The sequence below is a fragment of the Flavobacterium sp. 270 genome (genome assembly GCF_004368785.1).
Taxonomy (GTDB): domain Bacteria; phylum Bacteroidota; class Bacteroidia; order Flavobacteriales; family Flavobacteriaceae; genus Flavobacterium.
This window is the reverse complement of sequence record NZ_SODM01000005.1, coordinates 276,745-296,724: the sequence shown is the minus strand read 5'-3', so window position 1 is coordinate 296,724 and position 19,980 is coordinate 276,745. Positions and strand designations below refer to the sequence as shown.

Annotated in this window: 16 protein-coding genes and 1 tRNA gene; 13 read left to right on the top strand and 4 right to left on the bottom strand. The window is 33.5% G+C overall.

Features of this window, described 5'->3' with window-relative positions:
* Window positions 1-125 precede the first annotated feature (125 nt).
* Window positions 126-3,518 carry a polysaccharide deacetylase family protein gene (locus tag EV144_RS18605; protein WP_134150654.1) on the bottom strand — a complete coding sequence of 1,131 codons (3,393 nt, stop codon included), beginning with the start codon at window positions 3,516-3,518 and terminating at the stop codon, window positions 126-128.
* Window positions 3,519-3,901: 383 nt separating this feature from the next.
* The gene (locus EV144_RS18600) at window positions 3,902-4,354 is read right to left on the bottom strand and encodes a DUF4442 domain-containing protein (RefSeq protein ID WP_134150653.1); all 453 of its coding nucleotides are present in this window, start codon (window positions 4,352-4,354) and stop codon (window positions 3,902-3,904) included.
* 230 nt (window positions 4,355-4,584) lie between these two features.
* Between EV144_RS18600 and EV144_RS18595 the strand changes: the two genes are divergently transcribed.
* From EV144_RS18595 to EV144_RS18575, 5 genes are all read left to right on the top strand, one after another.
* Window positions 4,585-5,064 (top strand): DUF4870 domain-containing protein, encoded by a 480-nt coding sequence (locus EV144_RS18595; protein WP_243854706.1) that lies wholly within the window; start codon window positions 4,585-4,587, stop codon window positions 5,062-5,064.
* Between the two features lie 116 nt (window positions 5,065-5,180).
* Window positions 5,181-5,513 carry a PadR family transcriptional regulator gene (locus tag EV144_RS18590; protein ID WP_134150652.1) on the top strand — a complete coding sequence of 111 codons (333 nt, stop codon included), beginning with the start codon at window positions 5,181-5,183 and terminating at the stop codon, window positions 5,511-5,513.
* 2 nt (window positions 5,514-5,515) lie between these two features.
* Window positions 5,516-7,246 carry a PspC domain-containing protein gene (locus EV144_RS18585; protein ID WP_134150651.1) on the top strand — a complete coding sequence of 577 codons (1,731 nt, stop codon included), beginning with the start codon at window positions 5,516-5,518 and terminating at the stop codon, window positions 7,244-7,246.
* 4 nt (window positions 7,247-7,250) lie between these two features.
* A complete protein-coding gene (locus tag EV144_RS18580; protein WP_134150650.1) occupies window positions 7,251-7,985 on the top strand; it encodes a head GIN domain-containing protein in 735 nt (244 codons plus the stop codon).
* An 85-nt stretch (window positions 7,986-8,070) separates the two neighbouring features.
* Entirely contained in the window at window positions 8,071-8,904 is an 834-nt protein-coding gene (locus EV144_RS18575) for a GIN domain-containing protein (protein ID WP_243854705.1), read from the top strand.
* Window positions 8,905-9,302: 398 nt separating this feature from the next.
* Here the strand turns inward: EV144_RS18575 and trxB are convergent, their stop codons facing one another.
* Window positions 9,303-10,250, bottom strand: coding sequence for a thioredoxin-disulfide reductase (gene trxB, locus EV144_RS18570; protein WP_134150648.1), 948 nt, complete (start codon window positions 10,248-10,250; stop codon window positions 9,303-9,305).
* Window positions 10,251-10,406: 156 nt separating this feature from the next.
* Window positions 10,407-10,481: transfer RNA gene (locus tag EV144_RS18565), tRNA-Pro, on the bottom strand.
* Between the two features lie 226 nt (window positions 10,482-10,707).
* Here EV144_RS18565 and EV144_RS18560 point away from each other — a divergent pair.
* The 8 genes from EV144_RS18560 to EV144_RS18525 all read left to right on the top strand — a co-directional run bounded on the left by EV144_RS18560 (window position 10,708) and on the right by EV144_RS18525 (window position 19,974).
* The gene (locus tag EV144_RS18560) at window positions 10,708-13,218 is read left to right on the top strand and encodes a DUF2339 domain-containing protein (RefSeq protein ID WP_134150647.1); all 2,511 of its coding nucleotides are present in this window, start codon (window positions 10,708-10,710) and stop codon (window positions 13,216-13,218) included.
* Window positions 13,205-14,431 (top strand): hypothetical protein, encoded by a 1,227-nt coding sequence (locus EV144_RS18555; RefSeq protein WP_134150646.1) that lies wholly within the window; start codon window positions 13,205-13,207, stop codon window positions 14,429-14,431. The genes EV144_RS18560 and EV144_RS18555 overlap by 14 nt, the downstream gene beginning before the upstream one ends.
* A 237-nt stretch (window positions 14,432-14,668) precedes the next feature.
* Window positions 14,669-15,436: a ParA family protein gene (locus EV144_RS18550; protein WP_134150645.1), complete on the top strand. Its 768-nt coding sequence runs from the start codon at window positions 14,669-14,671 to the stop codon at window positions 15,434-15,436.
* A 5-nt stretch (window positions 15,437-15,441) separates the two neighbouring features.
* Complete coding sequence (locus EV144_RS18545; protein ID WP_134150644.1) at window positions 15,442-16,344, top strand: ParB/RepB/Spo0J family partition protein; 903 nt, start codon at window positions 15,442-15,444, stop codon at window positions 16,342-16,344.
* Window positions 16,344-16,904, top strand: coding sequence for a DUF5683 domain-containing protein (locus EV144_RS18540; RefSeq protein ID WP_134150643.1), 561 nt, complete (start codon window positions 16,344-16,346; stop codon window positions 16,902-16,904). Before EV144_RS18545 ends, EV144_RS18540 begins: the two co-directional genes overlap by 1 nt.
* A 42-nt stretch (window positions 16,905-16,946) precedes the next feature.
* Entirely contained in the window at window positions 16,947-17,651 is a 705-nt protein-coding gene (dapB, locus tag EV144_RS18535) for a 4-hydroxy-tetrahydrodipicolinate reductase (RefSeq protein WP_134150642.1), read from the top strand.
* 61 nt (window positions 17,652-17,712) lie between these two features.
* Window positions 17,713-19,266 (top strand): signal peptidase I, encoded by a 1,554-nt coding sequence (lepB, locus tag EV144_RS18530; protein WP_134150641.1) that lies wholly within the window; start codon window positions 17,713-17,715, stop codon window positions 19,264-19,266.
* Window positions 19,267-19,359: 93 nt separating this feature from the next.
* Complete coding sequence (locus EV144_RS18525) at window positions 19,360-19,974, top strand: WbqC family protein (protein ID WP_134150640.1); 615 nt, start codon at window positions 19,360-19,362, stop codon at window positions 19,972-19,974.
* The last annotated feature ends 6 nt before the right edge of the window (window positions 19,975-19,980 follow it).

Here is a 19,980-nt window from a genome sequence, read left to right as displayed (position 1 = left end):
TTTTTTATGTTTATTTTTCTTCAACAAATCATCTCCATTTTTGTCATTTCGACGAAGGAGAAATCCTTCGTCGAAATGACAAGCTTTATCTAAATCTTTGCACCTTTGAAACTCTGAACCTTAAATCACTTTACCGTTCCAACATTTCCTGTCCGTGTCAAAACGCCCCAACTTTGGCTCTCCCCTTTTATAGCTCTTCGTAAAGCTCTAAACAAAATCACATACATCAATTGTCGGTAGACAAATCGCTGCGGAATTAACCATATTAATTTCGTCAGTTTTTCTTTTTCAAAAATAAAAGCAATTACACTTACCAGCATATCCATCAGCATAAAAGCAATATAATAAATCAATATTTTATGAAGGCTGTCCGGATCGTTATGATTCCAGATTAAACTTAAAATTAAAACCAAATCGGCCAAAGGCGCGAAGATGGGCAGTATAATCTGAAAAATTAAAACATTTGGCAAAGCCACCATTCCCAAACCTTTATATCTTGGATTAAAACACGCGTCACGATTTTTCCAAAAAGCCTGCATAATTCCGTAACTCCAACGGAAACGCTGTTTCATAAATTCGTTCAGACTTTCCGGAGCTTCTGTAACGGCTACAGCTTCTATACAGTTTATAATGTGATAATCGTTTCTTAAAATTCGAATCGTTAAATCGCAGTCTTCAGCAAGTGTATCGGTTGTAAAACCTCCGGCTTTTTCAATTGCTTCTTTTTTAAATGCTCCAATAGCCCCCGGAACAACCGTTATTCCGTTGATTAAATCAAAAGCTCTACGGTCAAAATTTTGTGCGGTTGTATATTCAATACTCTGCCATTTGGTAAGCATGGTATTTTCGTTGCCCACTTTTACATTTCCGGCAATTGCGCCAATTTCCTGATTGTCTTTTAACTGCATGGTAAAACCTTTCATCAATTGCGAAATAGCATCGGTTTTCAGTTGTGTATCGGCATCAATACAAACCACATAATCATTTTGTGTGAGTTTAATTCCGTAATTTAATGCTGATGCCTTTCCTCCGTTTGGTTTCGTATTTACTTTTACTTTCGGATTGTCTTTAAAAGCTTCGCTTATCATGGCAAAAGTTTTGTCTTTTGATCCATCATCCACAAAAACAATATCAAAATCGGGGTAATCCTGACAGAGTAAATTTTCGATTGTTTTTACGGCGTTGATTTCTTCATTATAAGCCGGAACAATAATACTTACTTTAGGATTTTCTCCTGTATTTTTATAAACAGGCGGGTGTTTATGATCTTTCCATCGTTTTATAAATGCCATAATTGCCATTAGACCAATTCGTATAAAACCCAGAAAAATAGCAACCCAAAAAGCGACAGTAATAAAATTTCCGAACCAATATCCAAAATCAAAAATAACGTTATCTATCGTTACATAGGGCCCTTTTGCTTCGGGCATAATTTCTTCTTTTGTCTTACCAAGCAAATGAGAAACAGTTGTAAACTGAATATTTCTGTCTTTAAAATATTTAATAATCCGCGGTAAAGCTTCTACAGTTGATTGTCTGTTACCGCCTGCGTCGTGCAGTAAAATAATTCCCTTATCGGGATTGGCTTCGTATTGTTTTATCGTTCTAATATAAACACTATCGGCACTTACACCTTTTTCCCAATCGTTAGGATCAATACTTTCTCCAACTGTATAATAATTCTGCGCTTTACTTAAGGCAATTGGTTTAAGCTCGGCTTCTGTTGTGGGTTCTGCATCTGCATTGTAGGGCGCTCTAAAAAGCACTGTACTTCTTCCAGTAACGGCTTCTATCAATAATCGGGTTGTTTCCATTTCTGCCGAAGCTCTTTCCGGGCTTACCAAAGCAATATTTGGGTGCGTAAAAGTATGATTTCCTATTTCATGGCCTTCTTTATAAATTCTTTGAACCAGCGGAATATTATTTTCTCCCTGAATACCAATTACAAAAAACACAGCGGGTACTTTTTCTCTTTTTAAAATATCTAAAACTTGTGGCGTATAAGTTGGATCCGGCCCATCATCAAAAGTTAAAATAACTTGTTTGTGTACATTTCCAAATTTACTGATCACATATTTGGTTGGTAATTCCAGATATTTTTGTTCGGTAATAATATCTTCGTCATTATCGATTTCCATTTGTATTTTTCCCGGCGCAGGATCGGCAATAACATTTAGTATTTCGCCGTCGCCAATGTAGGCCGGACTTTCGATTCGGGTACTTACACGCTGCAGTGCTTTAAAATCGAAAGGTTTTTCATCAATGCTTTCGTTAGTTAAGCTTCGCTGATAATAACTCCACAAACGCTGATCTTCGCTTCCTAATCTCCATAAGGCAGTTCCTGCCAAACCATATTCGTCACTAAATCTTATGGTATTAAAATTGGTTGCTGCATCTGTAAAATTAACCTGATGCTTTTTTCCATTGCTGTCTGTATATTGATAAGAGTTATTATAACTGTTATCATTAAACTTAATCACAGCATTATGTTGTTTGGCGATTGCAATTGCCTGATCATAACTTACCGTTTCTCCCTGCTGTTTTTCCTGCCAATCGTAACCATATCCTGCAATACAAAGGATAATTTTATCAGACGGAATTTCTTTTGCTGTTTTATCTACAATTCTTTCTATCCATTTCTGACTGCTGATATCGCCTGGAATACTTTCTGCATAATGCTCATCATAAGCCATTAGAAATACATAATCGTTGTATTTTGCTAAAGCTTTTATATTAAAATCATCGTCTGAAGCCATTACATCTTGCGAAACAAGATAGCCAAGCGGATGTAGTTTTTCATATAATTCTTTTTGAAAAGCAATTATAGGTTCGTCGCTATTTTCTTTAAATTCCTCAAAATCAATATTAATTCCTTGTAATTTATATTTGTTTAATGCTTTTACAATATCATTAATCAATCTTTCTTTTTTGGTTTTATCATGAAGAATACGATGTATAAGATCGCCGTCAAACTCTCCTTCGCCTAAAGATTCATTGATGTTATTAATTAACGGAAGGATTTTGACCTTTCCTTTTCTCATCACTTTTAATGCTGCTGTATCAATTTCTATTCGCAGTAAATCGGTTTTTGGATCTATAAAAAACCATTCTGGAACTACCATATTGAGTTTATCAATATTTTTTTGAAGTGAAAACAAACTTTGCGGATCCCAGTCTACATAAAATCCTGCGCGAACTTCTGACGCTGTTTTTGGAGAAATCGGTTGATTTTTTAATTTGACGATCTTGGATTTAGCTCTTAAGAAATAATCAAATCCTTTGAACTTTTTAAGGTCTTTGGCGCTTAAATCTTTGGGACTTACAGGGTTTTGCAAATCACGACCGACTTTTGCACTATTGGCTAAAAGCGGTAATGCTGGTTTTAATCCTCTTTTTAAAGTAATTAAAAAAATCGGAATCATTAAAATAAGAATAAACAAAAGAAATCTGCTTGACCATTGAAAAGTCTTCCATCGTTTTTTGGTAGCGGTCTGAAATATTTGCTTTTTACCATCCATATATTCTCATCGTTTTAAAAGAATATTATAAAAGAAAATCAATCAAAAAAACTTAATTCTAAATCTTTCAGGCTTTCAATAACTTCAATAAAATTCTATTTCATTATTATTCGGTAAAGATATTAATTCATATAATTCTTACAAATAATGTTTTGTTCTGAATTAAAATTATAGCATCTAAATGAAGACAGCATGAATGTATTGAATTTGAAAGCGAAAATTGTAACAGTAAATTAGAACTAAAATTACAAAAGAAAAGTTCATAAAAAACAAAAGCCGTACATAAAGTTACTGAACATCAAATCATTATAAATAACCGATATGTATTTAAAAAAAATGACCCGCTACTGCAGGTCATTTATATAATATAATTTAATAGATGTTTATTTTAGTCGAACACTCCATTCAAAATCCATTTCAGAAACCTGAACACCTTTTTCGTCAGTTCCAATAGATTTCATCCAGAAGGTCTGTCCCTCACCTGTTGCGATTGTATTTTGAATTGCTTCGGCAATTAAATGTCCGTCGTTGCAGACAAACGTGATTCTGCCTGTTGCCTTTTTGGTAAAGTTTCCTTTGTTATTGGCAACCAGCATAGAGATTTTTTTACCGCTTTCCTGAATTTGTGAGATTACCAAAGCTCCGGTTGTTAACTCTGCTGCCATTGCCTGTACAGCAAAATACATGGAGTTAAAAGGATTCTGATTGATCCAGCGGTGTTTTACACTTACGATACAGCTGTCTTTATCTATTGCTTTTACGCGAACGCCGCAAATGAATGCTGATGGTAATTTGAACAATACAAATTTGTTGAGTTTGGAAACTGAAACTGCCATAAGTTTATTTTTTTATGTAAAAATACAAAAAAACTATGCACGCACAATAAATTCGCAATAGTTTACAAAAACCCTAATAAAATCAAGCCTTACGATTGATTTTCAGCATCTTTTAAACAGTATTTCAATTTCAAATTTGTTAAAATTTTGTTAATATTTGGTACTATGCAAAACAAGATACTGTCTTTTAGATATATATTTGCATAAGAAATTACTATATACTTTTAATCATGGAAACAACAACACCACTCATCATGGAAAAAACATCAGAAAAGAACACTGCAACGTTCACACACTTAAGTACTTTAAGTCAGTACATCATCCCGTTTGGAAATTATATTTTCCCGATTTTAATCTGGACGAGTTACAAAGACAAATCAGAATTTGTAAATCACCACGGAAAACAGACGTTAAATTTTCAATTGAGTTTATTGCTTTACACATTAGTTCTGGCTTTAATCGCAATTCCAATTTTCATCACAGTTGTATTGCAAAACATTCCAATGGAAGCTGTTTTTAACGACGAAAATTTCATCATCAGAAATTTTAACTTTCAAGGCAACATCGGATTAATAAGTGTTGGAGTTACGGCAGTATTGCTTTTTGGATTATTAAAAGTTGTTGAATTCTTTTTAGTGATCTATGCTTCAATAAAAGCGTCAAACGGAGAATATTACAAATACCCAATGACGATTCCTTTTATAAAGTAGCACTTTAAAGTTAAAAGTTATAGGTTAAGAGGGAAACCTCAAAAACAATCAATCATCAATCAATCATCATCAATCAAAAAACGAATTGTTCAATCTAAAAAAAACAAAATGAAATTATGAACATTGAAAACACAAAAGCACAGATGCGCAAAGGTGTTCTTGAGTTTTGCATCTTATCTGTATTAAAAGAACAAGATGCCTACACATCAGAAATATTAGACACTTTAAAAAACGCCAAATTACTAGTTGTTGAGGGAACAGTTTATCCGCTATTAACTAGGTTGAAAAACGACGGTCTCCTAAATTATCGCTGGGAAGAATCGACCTCTGGGCCCCCAAGAAAATATTATGGATTAACCGAAATAGGAAAAACATTTTTAAACGAACTTAACGGTACATGGACGGAATTGTCTGACGCTGTTAAACTAATCACCAATCAAAACCAATAGTCATGAACAAAACAGTAAATATTAACTTAGGAGGTATGTCTTTTCACATTGATGAAGATGCGTATTTAAAACTAACTCGTTATTTTGACGCCATAAAACGATCACTTAACAATTCGTCTGGACAAGATGAAATTATTAAAGATATCGAAATGCGTGTTTCTGAATTATTAACAGAAAAACAAAAAAGCGAGAAACATGTTGTGGGATTGAAAGACGTTGATGAGGTGATTGTTGTTATGGGTCAGCCAGAAGATTATATCCTTGAGGATGAAGAAAAACCAAATCAATCTTTTAATGATTATTCGAACAGAAAACATAAAAAACTGTATCGCGATAAAGAAAAAGGAATGATTGGCGGTGTGGCAACAGGTTTAGGTCATTATTTTGGAATTGACGCTGTCTGGATTAAAATTTTGTTCTTGATATTTGTTTTTGCAGGTTTCGGAACTGGAATCTTAGCGTATTTCGTTCTTTGGATTGTTACTCCAGAAGCAATTACAACTTCTGAGAAACTAGAAATGACGGGAGAGCCGGTAACTATTTCGAACATTGAAAAAAAGGTTCGTGAAGAAATTGAATCATTGTCTGATAAATTTAAAAATGCAGATTATGACGCAATGGGAAATCAGGTAAAGTCGGGAGCTGAGAGAATAAGTAGTTCATTTGGAGACTTTATTATGACGGTTTTTAAAGTTTTTGCTAAATTTTTAGGAGTAATTCTAATCATGTCAGGACTTAGCATTTTAGTGATGCTTTTAATCGGAGTTTTTACTTTAGGAACTAATATTTTTATTGATTTTCCTTGGCAGAACTTTGTTGAAGCCGGAAACTTTACAGAATATCCAATCTGGTCATTTGGTTTATTAATGTTGTTTGCTGTTGGAATTCCGTTTTTCTTCATGACACTTTTAGGATTCAAATTATTGTCTCCAAACTTAAAGTCAATCGGAAATATCACAAAATATACTTTGTTAGCCATCTGGATTATCGCTGTAGCCATAGCAATTAGCATTGGAATTAAACAAGCAACGGAGATTTCTTATGACAATAAAACGGTTGAGAAAAAAGCAATTAACATCAATGCAAAAGATACGCTTTACGTAAAATTCAGATACAACGATTATTACGCTAAAGATTTAAATCACCACAGCGATTTTGAATTTGTTCAGGATTCTGCCAACAACCAATTGATGTATTCTAATGATGTGCGCCTTCATGTTCTGCATACAGATCAAAGTGCTCCGTACATTCAAATCGAAAAAAGCGCAAGAGGAAATTCTTTTACAAGTGCTAAAAAGAGAGCTGAAAAAATTGATTACAAATTGCAGATCAACGGAAATCATTTAATTTTGGATAATTATTTTCTGACAGATGTAAAAAACAAATTTAGAGGACAAGAAGTTGATGTATATTTGTACTTACCAGAAGGACAATTGTTTAAACCAGACGGATCTGTTCAGGATTATGATGATTCTGAAAATGATTTCTTCAACTTACACTTTAGCGGTGACTACAATTATAAAGTAGAAGGTTCTAAAATTAAATGTTTAAACTGTCCTGCTGACGAAGATGATTACAATGATAATGATATGGACCAAGAAGAACACGTTATTCAAAATGATTCTGTAAACGAGGTTTCTATTAAAATAAATGGAAAAGAAGTTTTAAACGGCAAAAAAACCAAAGGAAAGCTAACCACTGACAAAAACGGAGTTATAATCAAAATTAACTAAAGCCATGATAAAAATAATCATTCATATTACAAAATTCATTATTGCGACTATTACCGCATTATTGTTTGCCTCTTGTAACTTTAACGTCAACTCTGTAGAGGGAAGTGGTCATGTTACTACAGAAAAAAGAATTGTACACGGTGACTTTCAAAAAGTTGCTGTTAGTAATGCGATCGATTTAGAAATTGAACAAGCTGATGCTACTGAAGTTATTGTTGAAGCCGACGATAATCTACAGAAAGAAATTATAACAAAAGTAGAAAACGGTACATTATATATTAGCTGTAAATTCAGTTCTTTTCATAATGTAACAATGAAAAAAGTTAAGGTCAAAATGCCTAAAATCACTAAGCTTGAAGCATCTAGCGCTTCTACCGTAAATGGTAGCAATACAATAACCGGAGAAGATATCACTCTGGAAACTTCCAGCGCTGCAACTATGAACCTTAACATTGAATCTGATAATATTTCTTGTGATTCCGGAAGCGGCAGTTCTATTAATCTGGAAGGAAAAGCATTAAAAATCAAAACTTCTGGTTCTAGCGGTTCTAGTATAAATGCTGAAAAATTATTTGCAAACGAGGTTCATGCCGAAGCTTCGAGCGGAGCAACAGTAAACGTACATCCTATTGTAAGCCTGAAAGCAGAAGCCAGCAGCGGCGGAAGCATTAATTACGATATTGAACCTAAAAGTATTGATAGACATTCTAGTTCTGGAGGAAGCATCAGCCACAGGTAATAACATTTAACTGTTAAATATAAAGAAAATCATTCATCAAAAGTGGATGATTTTTTTATATTTGTCAAAATCAAATCTAGAATTAATGAAAAAAAGTACAGCCCTGATCCTATTATTATTAGTGACTACATTAACCTTTGCTCAAAGAAGAGAAAAAATTAAAGGTTCTAAAGTAGTAACTACTTCGATAAAAGAAGTAGGAAGTTTTGATGCTCTTGAAGTCGATGATAACTTAGAAGTTTATTTGGAACAAGGAGAAAAAAACGAAATTAAAATTGAAGCCGATGACAATCTTCACGATATTATCGCAATGGATTTAAGAGAAAAAACACTTCGTTTATATACCTCTAAAGAATCTACTATATTCAAAAAATTAGTCGTTCGTGTTACTTATACTAAATCATTCAATAAAGTAATTGCCAAAAATGAAGCTGTTGTTTATGCAATTCAGGAACTTCAGTTAGACAATATTAGCTTTAACAGTTTTGATTATTCTAAATTATTTCTGAATGTAAATTCTAAAAAATTCAGTCTATATGCTGATGATAAATCTAAAACGGAACTGAATCTAAAAGGAGAAGAGGGAAATTTACAATTGAGTAAAAATTCGTCTATAAAAGCATTAGTTTCTAATGTAAAATTCAAATGTGATTTATATCAAAAAGGAGTTGCAACAATTGAAGGTATTGCAGAAAAAGCTACAATTCGTTTAGATAACAATTCTGTTTTTAACGGACCTAAATTCACTTTAAAAGATTCTAATGTTACAGCCGAAGCTTCTTCCGTAGGAACAATATTAGCTGAAACTACAATTTCGATTGCAGCAAGTGATAAATCAGAACTTACCCTTTTAGGAACTCCAGCAATACAACTTACACGTTTTTCTGAAGAAGCAAAATTGTTTAAGAAGATTAAGTAAGGTGCTAAGATGCTGAGGTGCTAAGGTTCTAAGGTTCTAAGCTACTGAGACGCTGAGTTTTTTAGTTTGTTTGTCATTTCGACGAAGGAGAAATCTCCGCAAGAAACTCTGCAAAGTTTATCAAAAGTTTAGCCACAGATTTTAAGGATTAAAATGATTTTTATGTCATTTCGACTGAAAGGAGAAATCGCACACGGGATTCTACAAAGGAAAGTCTCAATCTTTGTGGTTAAGCGTGCGATTTCTCCTTTCAGTCGAAATGACAAAACAATTCGTAAAAACTTTGCGACTCTGCGACTTTGCGAGATTAAAACAAAAAGTCCCGTTCAAACGAACGGGACTTTTTGTTTATATAAACTTCAGATTAACCTGAAACAAGAAAAACCTGAAACAAAAATTTACTCTTTAGAAGCTAAATATCTTTCAGCGTCCAAAGCAGCCATACATCCTGTACCTGCAGCAGTAATTGCCTGACGGTACACATGATCTGCTGCATCTCCTGCAACGAAAACGCCTGCTACATTTGTATTAGATGTTCCCGGAGTATTTACGATATAACCAGTTTCGTCTAGTGTAATATAATCTTTAAAGATATCTGTGTTTGGTTTATGACCAATTGCTACGAAAAATCCTGTTGCAGGAATTTCGATAGTTTCTCCAGTAGTTTTGTTTAATGCTTTAATAGCATGTACAACTTGGTTATCTCCAACAACTTCAAGAGTATCGTGATTCATTAAAATCTCGATATTTTCGGTTTTGCGAACGCGCTCTTCCATAATTTTTGAAGCTCTGAATTTTTCGCTTCTTACTAACATCGTAACTTTTTTACAAAGTTTAGACAAGTAATGTGCTTCTTCACAAGCAGAATCTCCTGCTCCAACAATTACAACTTCTTGGTTGCGGTAGAAAAATCCGTCGCAAACGGCACAAGCAGAAACGCCGCCTCCCATATTTAAATAATGCTGCTCTGATGGTAATCCTAAATATTTAGCAGATGCTCCTGTAGAAATAATAACAGTTTCAGCGTGTAACTCGATTGAATCGTTAATCCAAACTTTATGAATATCTCCAGAAAAATCAACTTTAGTTGCCCAGCCATCACGAATATCAGCACCAAAACGTTTTGCCTGGTCTTGTAACTGAATCATCATTTCTGGTCCGGTAACGCCATCAACATAACCAGGAAAATTTTCAACCTCATTTGTAGTAGTCAACTGACCACCTGGCTGCATTCCTTGGTATAATACTGGATTCATGTTAGCTCTGGCAGCATAAATAGCAGCAGTATAACCTGCAGGGCCAGAACCTATAATAAGGCATTTAATTTTTTCGATTGTATCTGACATAATATGTTTACATTAATAATTGATGGTGCAAAAGTAAGTTTTTATTGTTGGATTTAAGTCCACGAATAATCAGTTTTTGCTATTCTAAAATAGACAATTTCAAATATAGCAGAAATGAAAAATCCTTTCTGCAAATACATACAGAAAGGATTTTCGTCGGGGTGGCAGGATTCGAACCTGCGGCCTCCTGCTCCCAAAGCAGGCGCGATAACCGGGCTACGCTACACCCCGTAAGCGGGTGCAAATATATAACTATTTTTTGCTTATCCAAAACAATTTGAAAAATATGAACATTTTTATTTTTTAGAGTGAATTATTGAATACAGACCACACATCTATTGTTCTTATCCTCATTTCATATCCTATTATTTTCCTTAACACGAAAAAAGCTTAAAAAACTTCCATCATATTAAAATGTTATTATATTTACCATTCATTAACATCATACTTATTCCCTATGGAAGTATTCCTTATAGTTCTGTTATTTTGTTTTTTAATTTACATTATCAATACGATCAAAAGCCGTTTTGATATTCTGGAAAACGACATTCAAAAGCTTAGTAAAAAATTAGATAACCTAAAAACTACTGAGAAAGTTTCTGAAAAAGTTGTTGAAAAACCTACAGCACCTCCACCGGTTATACTTCCGAAAGAAGAAATTAAGGTTGAGAAACCTCAGGAAACTGTAAAAGTTCCTGTTCCACCAATAAAAGAAGAAATTCCAGAAGTAAAAACAGAAAGAACCGTTTTTGCTATGGATACCGATAAAGGTCCACAGCCTGTAACACCAAAAGTAGAATCAAAACCATACGTTGCTCCTGTTCCCGAAAAATCATTTTGGGAAAACTTCAAAGAACAAAATCCGGATTTAGAAAAATTCATTGGAGAAAATCTAATCAATAAAATTGGGGTTTTAATTCTGGTTTTAGGAATCAGCTATTTTGTAAAATATGCGATTGATAAAGACTGGATAAACGAACCTGCTCGTGTTGGAATCGGAGTTTTATGTGGCGCACTTGTTATGGGAATTGCACATAAACTGCGTAAAAGTTATGTCGCTTTTAGTTCTGTAATTGTCGCGGGCGCCATTGCCATTTTCTATTTCACAATCGGAATTGCATTTCATGATTATCACCTATTCAACCAAACTGTTGCTTTCAGCATCATGGTCGTTATTACAGCTTTTAGTGCTCTGATATCCTTATCTTACGACAGAATAGAATTGGCAGTACTTTCTTTAATCGGAGGATTTGCTGTTCCTTTTATGGTAAGCACCGGCGAAGGAAATTATGTTATTTTGTTTACTTATATCAGTATTCTGAATGTTGGGATTTTAGCTTTGGCTTATTATAAAAAATGGAATCTGGTTAACATTCTTTCTTATGTTTTTACCGTTTTATTGTACGGAGGCTGGCTTTCGCAGGAACTACAAAACGAAAAACCACATTATTTTGGAGCATTAATCTTCGGTTTTGTTTTCTATTTTATTTTTATTTTGATGAATATCATCAACAATATAAGAACAAAAGGAGAATTTTCTGTTGCACAATTAACCATTTTGGCCAGCAATACCTTTTTGTTTTATGCAGCGGGAATGGCAATTTTACATGATTATCATCCTGAATTGAGAGGATTATTTACCACTTCGATTGCATTGCTTAATTTAATTTACGCCTGGTTTTTATACAAAAAATTCGGTTTGGACAAAAGAGCGGTTTATCTGCTTATTGGTTTAACGCTGACTTTTGTTACGCTTGCCGTTCCAATTCAGTTTGAAGGCAATTACATTACTTTATTCTGGGCTGCAGAAGCTGTTTTATTATTATGGCTTTCGCAGAAATCAAAAATCAGCAGTTATCGTTTTGGATCTGTAATTGTGCATGGTTTAATGATAATCAGTCTTATAATGGATTGGAATAAATATTATAATGGCGATGCTGTTTTAAATATTATTCTAAATCCAATATTTACAACCGGATTATTTGCCGTAATATCTTTATTTGGTGTTTGGTATTTATTAAAGAACGAACACGAAATTGTCGTACTTTTTGGTTTAAGATTTAATCCTGAAAAATATAAAACCTTTATTTTAGAATTAGGGTTTGTAATTTTATATTTAGTCGGAATATTTGAAGTAACGTATCAATCTAATGTTACAATAGTAAATGCCAACTCGGCAGCTTCTCTACCAGTTTTATATCACTTAATATTCTTTGCTTTATTGGCAAGTTATTTAATAAAAAAGAAAACCGAAACCGGATATCAGGCAACAGTATTAATTTCAATTACCAATATAATTTTATTTGCATTTTGGTTTATTCGCTATCCATTTAAAGAAACCGAAGACATTTTAATTTTCGGTAAAGACGAGCCAATTGCATTTTATCTTCATTATATTCAATTACTGCTTATAATTTATTTTGCTTATTTGCTTTATAAAGTCAATTCAGGAAAAGCTGCTTTTTCTATGTTTTCTAAAAAAAGCTTTATCTGGATCGGGGCATTTATTGTTATATATATCGCCAGTGCAGAATTAATGCTTCACGGGGTTAAATTATTAAATTCACCAACAACCGTTGCCCAGATTCACGCAAGTGATATGTTTAAGCTTGAAAAACTGGATCCGGGTTACATTCGTCAGACTTTAGCATCTGATACTATGGAAGTAGCGAGAATCAAAATAATCAAAACTGGTTTTCCTGTTCTTTGGGGAATTTTAGCTTTTGTATTCTTGATTATCGGAATAAAAAAACAAACTAAAGCATTGCGAATTATTGCTTTGACTTTACTCGGATTAACGATTGCAAAATTATTTCTATACGATATCAGCAACATTTCTGAAACCGGAAAAATAATCTCTTTCATTCTTTTAGGAATCCTGATCCTGATTATTTCTTTCGTATACCAAAAAATTAAAGTCTTAGTTATAGACGAAAACAAGCCCGAAAAAACAAATGAAACTGAATAATTTTATACTATTACTATTACTGGCCAATATTTCTTTTGGTCAGTTTCAAACCACTGGAAAACTAAAAGGAGTTGCTCAGAATGGTTTTCATGAAATTAGATTATCACCAGAAATCAGGTCTTTTTCAAAACAGGATTTAAGTGATATTAGAATATTTAATTCTAAAGGAAACGAAATTCCGTATTTCATTCAAAACAGCACTACTATTTCTTCGGATAGTTTTACGGAATACCCAATAATTTCAAAAAAAGTTGAACCTAAAAAAAGTACTTCTATAATAATTGAAGTTCCATCGACTAAAAACAACAAACAGCTTTCGCTTTTTATTGCTAATTCTGATGCTGTAAAAAAATACTCGATTTCGGGAAGCGACGATCAAAAGGAATGGTTCGGAATTTCCGATTCGCAATCTTTATACGATTTAAATAGCGCTTCAGAAGCAAGTGTTGTAAAGACTATTTCCTATCCTTTAAGTACTTATAAATATTTAAAAATAGATTTTGACGACAAGAAAACACTTCCTATCAATATTTTGAAAGTTGGGAATTTCACCACAAGCATCCAAACACAAAGTCTTGATTTAATTGTTCCGAAAAAATCTGCAACAACAGAAATTCCATCAAAAAAAGAAACGCAGATTCATATTCTTTTTGATGCGCCGCAAATAATAAATCAGATTGTTTTTGAAGTTTCAAAACCAACTTATTACAATCGTCAAGTTGTTCTTTACAAGAAAACAACACGAGAAATAAAAAGAAAATCTCAAGTTTATGAGGAAGAAATTGCTTCTTTTGAATTGAACTCTAACGTAAAAAACAGCTTTACGATTCCGGAAATATTCGAGAAAGAAATTTTTATAAAAATTGAAAATCAGGACAATCTCCCATTGACGATTGCTGCTGTAAAATTCAATCAAAAACCAATTTCAATTATTGCCGATCTGGATGCTGGTGAAAGTTATACTTTAAAAACCGGCAATAAAAATTCAATACAGCCAGATTACGATCTTTCTAATTTCAAAAATAAGATCGGAACAGTTTTACCGCAAATCAATATTTATGATGTGCAGCACAAAACAGAAGTTAAAAGTAGCGTTGAAGGCAAATCGTTCTGGCAGCAATCCTGGTTTATGTGGGTTTGCATTATTGTTGGCGCCGTTACGATTTTATTCTTTACGGCAAGTTTGGTAAAAGATCTAAAAAAGCAAAACTAAATTCAATTTAACATTTAGTACACTTCTGAAAATTCAAATTTTGATTTTGATCATTTTTGATGCAAAAAAAGAAATAAATAGCGAGAAATTTCGTTACTGTTTTTCTTTATAACCCAAATCGAAATCTTTGAAACACGCACCAAACAACGAATAACCGTGGTTTATCAAATGTTAACAAAATAGATTTTCAGAAACCATAAATAATTGTATTTTTACGGTTCAAAATTCAGAAAATAAATGGGCAAAATCATTGCGATTGCTAATCAAAAAGGAGGCGTTGGAAAGACTACAACATCTGTAAATCTTGCAGCCTCATTAGGTGTTTTAGAAAAAAAAGTATTACTGATCGATGCTGATCCTCAGGCTAATGCTACATCTGGTCTTGGGATTGATGTGGAGTCTGTAGAAATTGGTACTTACCAGATACTTGAACACAGTCATACACCAAAGGAAACAATTATCAAATGTTCAGCTCCAAATGTTGATGTGATACCTGCACACATTGACCTTGTTGCCATTGAAATCGAATTGGTTGATAAAGAAAATCGTGAGTACATGCTTAAAAAAGCATTGGAAGAAGCAAAAGAAGAGTATGATTTTATCATCATCGACTGCGCACCTTCTTTAGGTTTGTTAACCTTAAATGCTTTAACTGCGGCGGATTCTGTAGTTATTCCTATTCAGTGTGAATATTTTGCACTTGAAGGATTAGGGAAATTATTGAACACGATAAAAAGTATTCAAAAAATACACAACCCGGATCTTGATATCGAAGGATTGTTACTTACTATGTATGATTCTAGATTACGTTTATCAAATCAGGTTGTAGAAGAGGTTCAAAAACACTTTAACGATATGGTTTTTGATACCGTAATTCAGCGAAATGTAAAATTGAGCGAAGCTCCAAGTTTTGGTGAAAGCATCATTAACTATGACGCAACTAGCAAAGGAGCAGTTAATTATATCAATTTAGCTCAAGAAATTATAAAGAAAAACAGTAAATAGTTTTTATGACAAAAGCAATTAAAAAACAAGCCTTAGGAAGAGGATTATCAGCATTATTAAAAGATCCGGAAAACGACATCACATCAGTAGAAGACAAAAATGCTGACAAGGTTGTTGGAAATATTATTGAGCTTGAAATAAGTGCTATCGAAATAAATCCGTTTCAGCCAAGAAGTAATTTTAATGAAGAATCGCTAAGAGAATTAGCAACTTCGATAAAAGAACTTGGTGTGATCCAGCCTATTACTGTTCGTAAATTAGAATTCAACAAATACCAATTAATTTCTGGAGAACGTCGTTTACGCGCTTCTACTTTAGTTGGATTAACGCACGTTCCTGCGTACATACGTATTGCCAATGATAACGAATCGTTGGTTATGGCTTTGGTTGAAAACATCCAGCGTCATGATTTAGATCCAATCGAGATCGCACTTTCGTATCAGCGTTTAATTGATGAAATTCAATTGACACAAGAACAAATGAGCGAACGAGTTGGAAAAAAACGTTCTACAATTGCCAATTATTTACGTCTTTTAAAACTGGATCCGATTATTCAAACGGGTATTCGTGACGGTTTTATCAGCATGGGACACGGAAGAGCGATTATCAATATTGAGGATTTAGATATCCAAACCGATATTTACCAAAAAATTGTAAGCCAGAATTTATCTGTACGTGAAACTGAAGCGTTGGTAAAAAATTATCACGAAGGTAACACAGCAAAAGCAGAAGGAAAACCTAAAGCAGATGCCGGATTTGTGGTTAGAGAAACACAAAAACATTCTTTCAATGATTATTTTGGTTCAAAAGTTGATATAAAAGTAGCAGGCAACGGAAAAGGAAAAATTACAATTCCTTTTAATTCTGAGGCTGACTTTAATAGAATTATAAAATTAATAAACGGATAGTGAATAAAATTGTCCCCATAAGTTTATTGTTCTTTCTTATAGGAACCGTTTCTATTTTTGCCCAGGCAAAAGAAGAGACGGTTTTGGTCGCTAAAGACACTACTAAGTTAGAAGAAATAGACCCGCTTACCCCTGCAAAGGCAGCTTTTTATTCTGCAATCCTGCCAGGTTTAGGTCAAGTTTACAATAAAAAATACTGGAAAGTTCCGTTGGTTTACGGAGCAATTGGTACCAGTTTGTATTTTTACCTTGATAATAATAAAAAATACCACGATTATCGCGATGCCTACAAACGTCGTTTAGAAGGTTATAATGACGATAAATATAATTTTTTGGATGAAAGCAGACTTATTGCCGGACAAAAATTTTATCAAAGAAACAGAGATTTATCTGCTTTGTTTGTTGTTGCTTTTTATGCCTTAAACATTATCGATGCTAACGTTGACGCTGCTTTAATTCAATTCAACGTAAACGAAAGATTATCGATGCGTCCAGAAATCTATCCCAACGATGTAACATTTAGACCAAACGTTGGACTAACTTTTAATTACAACTTTTAAATAGAGTTTACATTCTATTTATACTTCAAAAAAATATACAAAATGAAAATTGCGCTTTTAGGATACGGAAAAATGGGTAAAGTAATTGAACGAATTGCTTTGGAAAGAGGTCATGAAATTGTTTTAAGAAAAGATGAATTTAATACCTACGACGGACTTTCTGATGCAAATGTTGCGATCGATTTTAGTGTTCCTACTGCAGCAGTAAGCAATATTTCGGCTTGTTTTAACAACAATGTTCCTGTAGTTTCAGGTACAACTGGCTGGTTAGAGCATTTTGACGAAATGGTTGCATTTTGTAACGAGAAAAAAGGAGGTTTTATTTCGAGTTCAAATTTTAGTTTAGGTGTAAATATCTTCTTTGGATTGAATGAATATCTGGCTAAAATCATGGCTCCATTTAATTCTTATAATGTTACGATGGAAGAAATTCATCATACTCAAAAATTAGATGCTCCAAGCGGAACGGCAATTTCATTAGCAAAAGGTGTTATCGAAAATAGCAGTAATTATGCTAACTGGACAATGGATGAACCGAAAGGAAACGAAATACACATTGAAGCCAAAAGAATTGGAGAAGTACCGGGAACTCATACCGTAAACTATAACTCTGTTGTTGACAGTATCGAAATTAAACACACTGCTCACAACCGCGAAGGTTTTGCTCTTGGTGCCGTTATTGCTGCCGAATGGCTTGCTGGCAAACACGGAATCTACAGCATGAAAGACGTTTTAAACTTAAAATAATAAATTAATTTTGAGGTTTCCATCTGAAAAACCTTAAACCTGAACCTTTAAACAAAATATTATGACACTATATCTTTGGTTCGTATTTTTCTTAGCTGTACAAGTGATCCACTTTATCGGGACTTGGAAATTATATCAGGCAGCGGGAAGAAAAAGCTGGGAAGCTGCAATTCCGGTATACAATTCAATAATTTTAATGAAAATTATCAGCCGCCCTACCTGGTGGACTTTATTGCTTTTTATTCCGATTATTAACTTAATTATGTTTCCTGTTGTTTGGGTAGAAACTTTACGCACGTTTGGTAAAAAATCTACTTTAGATACGTTTTTAGGGATTTTTACTTTAGGGTTTTACATCTATTATGTAAACTATACGCAGAAATTAGAATACAATGCCGATAGAAAATTAACTCCGGAAAACAAAACGGCCGATACTGTAAGTTCTTTACTTTTTGCTATAATTGTTGCTACATTAGTGCATACTTATGTGGTACAGCCTTATACAATTCCAACTTCGTCTTTAGAAAAATCATTATTAATTGGTGACTTTCTATTTGTGAGCAAATTAAACTATGGTCCTCGCGTACCGATGACAACTGTTGCCTTGCCAATGGTTCACGATTCGATACCAATGACTAAGAAAAAATCGTATTTGAGCTGGCCTCAACTGCCTTATTTTAGATTACCTGCTTTCGAAAAAATAAACCGAACCGATATTGTTGTTTTCAACTGGCCTGCAGACACCGTTCATTACTTTTTTGAGCCAAAAGGAAGACCAGGAGTTATAAAACCTATCGACAAAAAATCAAATTACGTAAAAAGATGTGTGGGTATTCCTGGAGACAGTTTATCTATTAAAGATGGTTTTGTATTCATTAACGGGAAAAAATTAGTTTTACCAGAAAGAGCAAAACCGCAATATTCTTATTCTGTTGCTTTAGACGGTAAAACGCCTATTGATTTCGAAACTTTAATGAAAGAATTGGATATTACGGATCGTGCAGGTTTTAAAAGCGAAAAAAGAGATACACTTTATTTTTCAGCTTTAACAGAAGCCAGCGCAGAACGTATTAAAAATACTCCCGGAGTTACTGCGGTAAAAAGAGAAATTGAGAGAGGAAATGACAATGCTGTTTTCCCTCATATCAACAAATGGAATCAGGATAATTACGGCCCGATTTACATTCCGGAAGCTGGAAAAACAGTTGCGCTTACCAATGAATCTTTGCCTTTTTATAAAGAGATCATAACCAATTACGAAGGAAATACTTTGGAATTACAAGGTTCTAAATTTCTAATAAACGGAAAACCGACGACTACTTATACCTTCAAACAAAATTATTATTGGATGATGGGAGACAACCGTCATAATTCTGAAGACAGCCGTTATTGGGGTTACGTTCCTGAAAACCACATTGTAGGCAAACCGGTTTTTATCTGGCTTAGCTGGGATACAAACGGAAAAGGAATAAATAAGATTCGCTGGAGCAGAGTTTTCACTACAGTTGATGGTGAAGGACAACCACAATCTTATTTTAAATATTTCCTTATAATTCTTGCACTTTACTTTGTTGGAGAATTCTTCTGGAGAAAGAGAAAAGAAAACAAAGCATAAATAAAATAATAGTTACTTTTGTTTCAGGTTTCAAGTTTCAGGTTCGCATAGGACTTGAAACTTGAAACCTGAAACTTTTTAAACAAAAAACACATGAATTCCTTATTACTTCCAACCTATTTTCCGTCAATCAGCCACTTTGCAGTTATGGCTCAATCTGAAAATATTACTTTTGAGATGGAAGATAATTTTCAGAAACAGACCAATAGAAACCGAACTTATATCTATAGTCCAAACGGAATTCAGTTATTGAATATCCCCATTAAACATTCAAAATCTCCTCATCAAAAAACAAAAGATGTAATGATTGAGAATGAATTTGACTGGCAAAAACAACATTTTAAATCATTGGAAGCGGCTTACAGAAGTTCTCCTTTTTTTGAGTTTTTTGAAGATGATATTCAGCCTATCTTCGAAAAACAGCATACTTTTTTGATGGATCTAAATTTTGAAGTTTTTGATGTTGTAACTAAATGTCTTCGAATGAAAATAGAGTTTGGCAAAACGGAAGAATACTTTCGCCAACCAACTAATATGACTGATTTCAGGGATTTGGTTAATGGAAAGAAGGACGCTAATTCATTCGAAAAATACACGCAGGTTTTTGATGACAAACATGGCTTTATAAACAATCTTAGTATCTTGGATTTGCTTTTTAACGAAGGAAAATTTGCAATGGATTATCTAAAGTCGCAAAAATTAATATAATCCTTT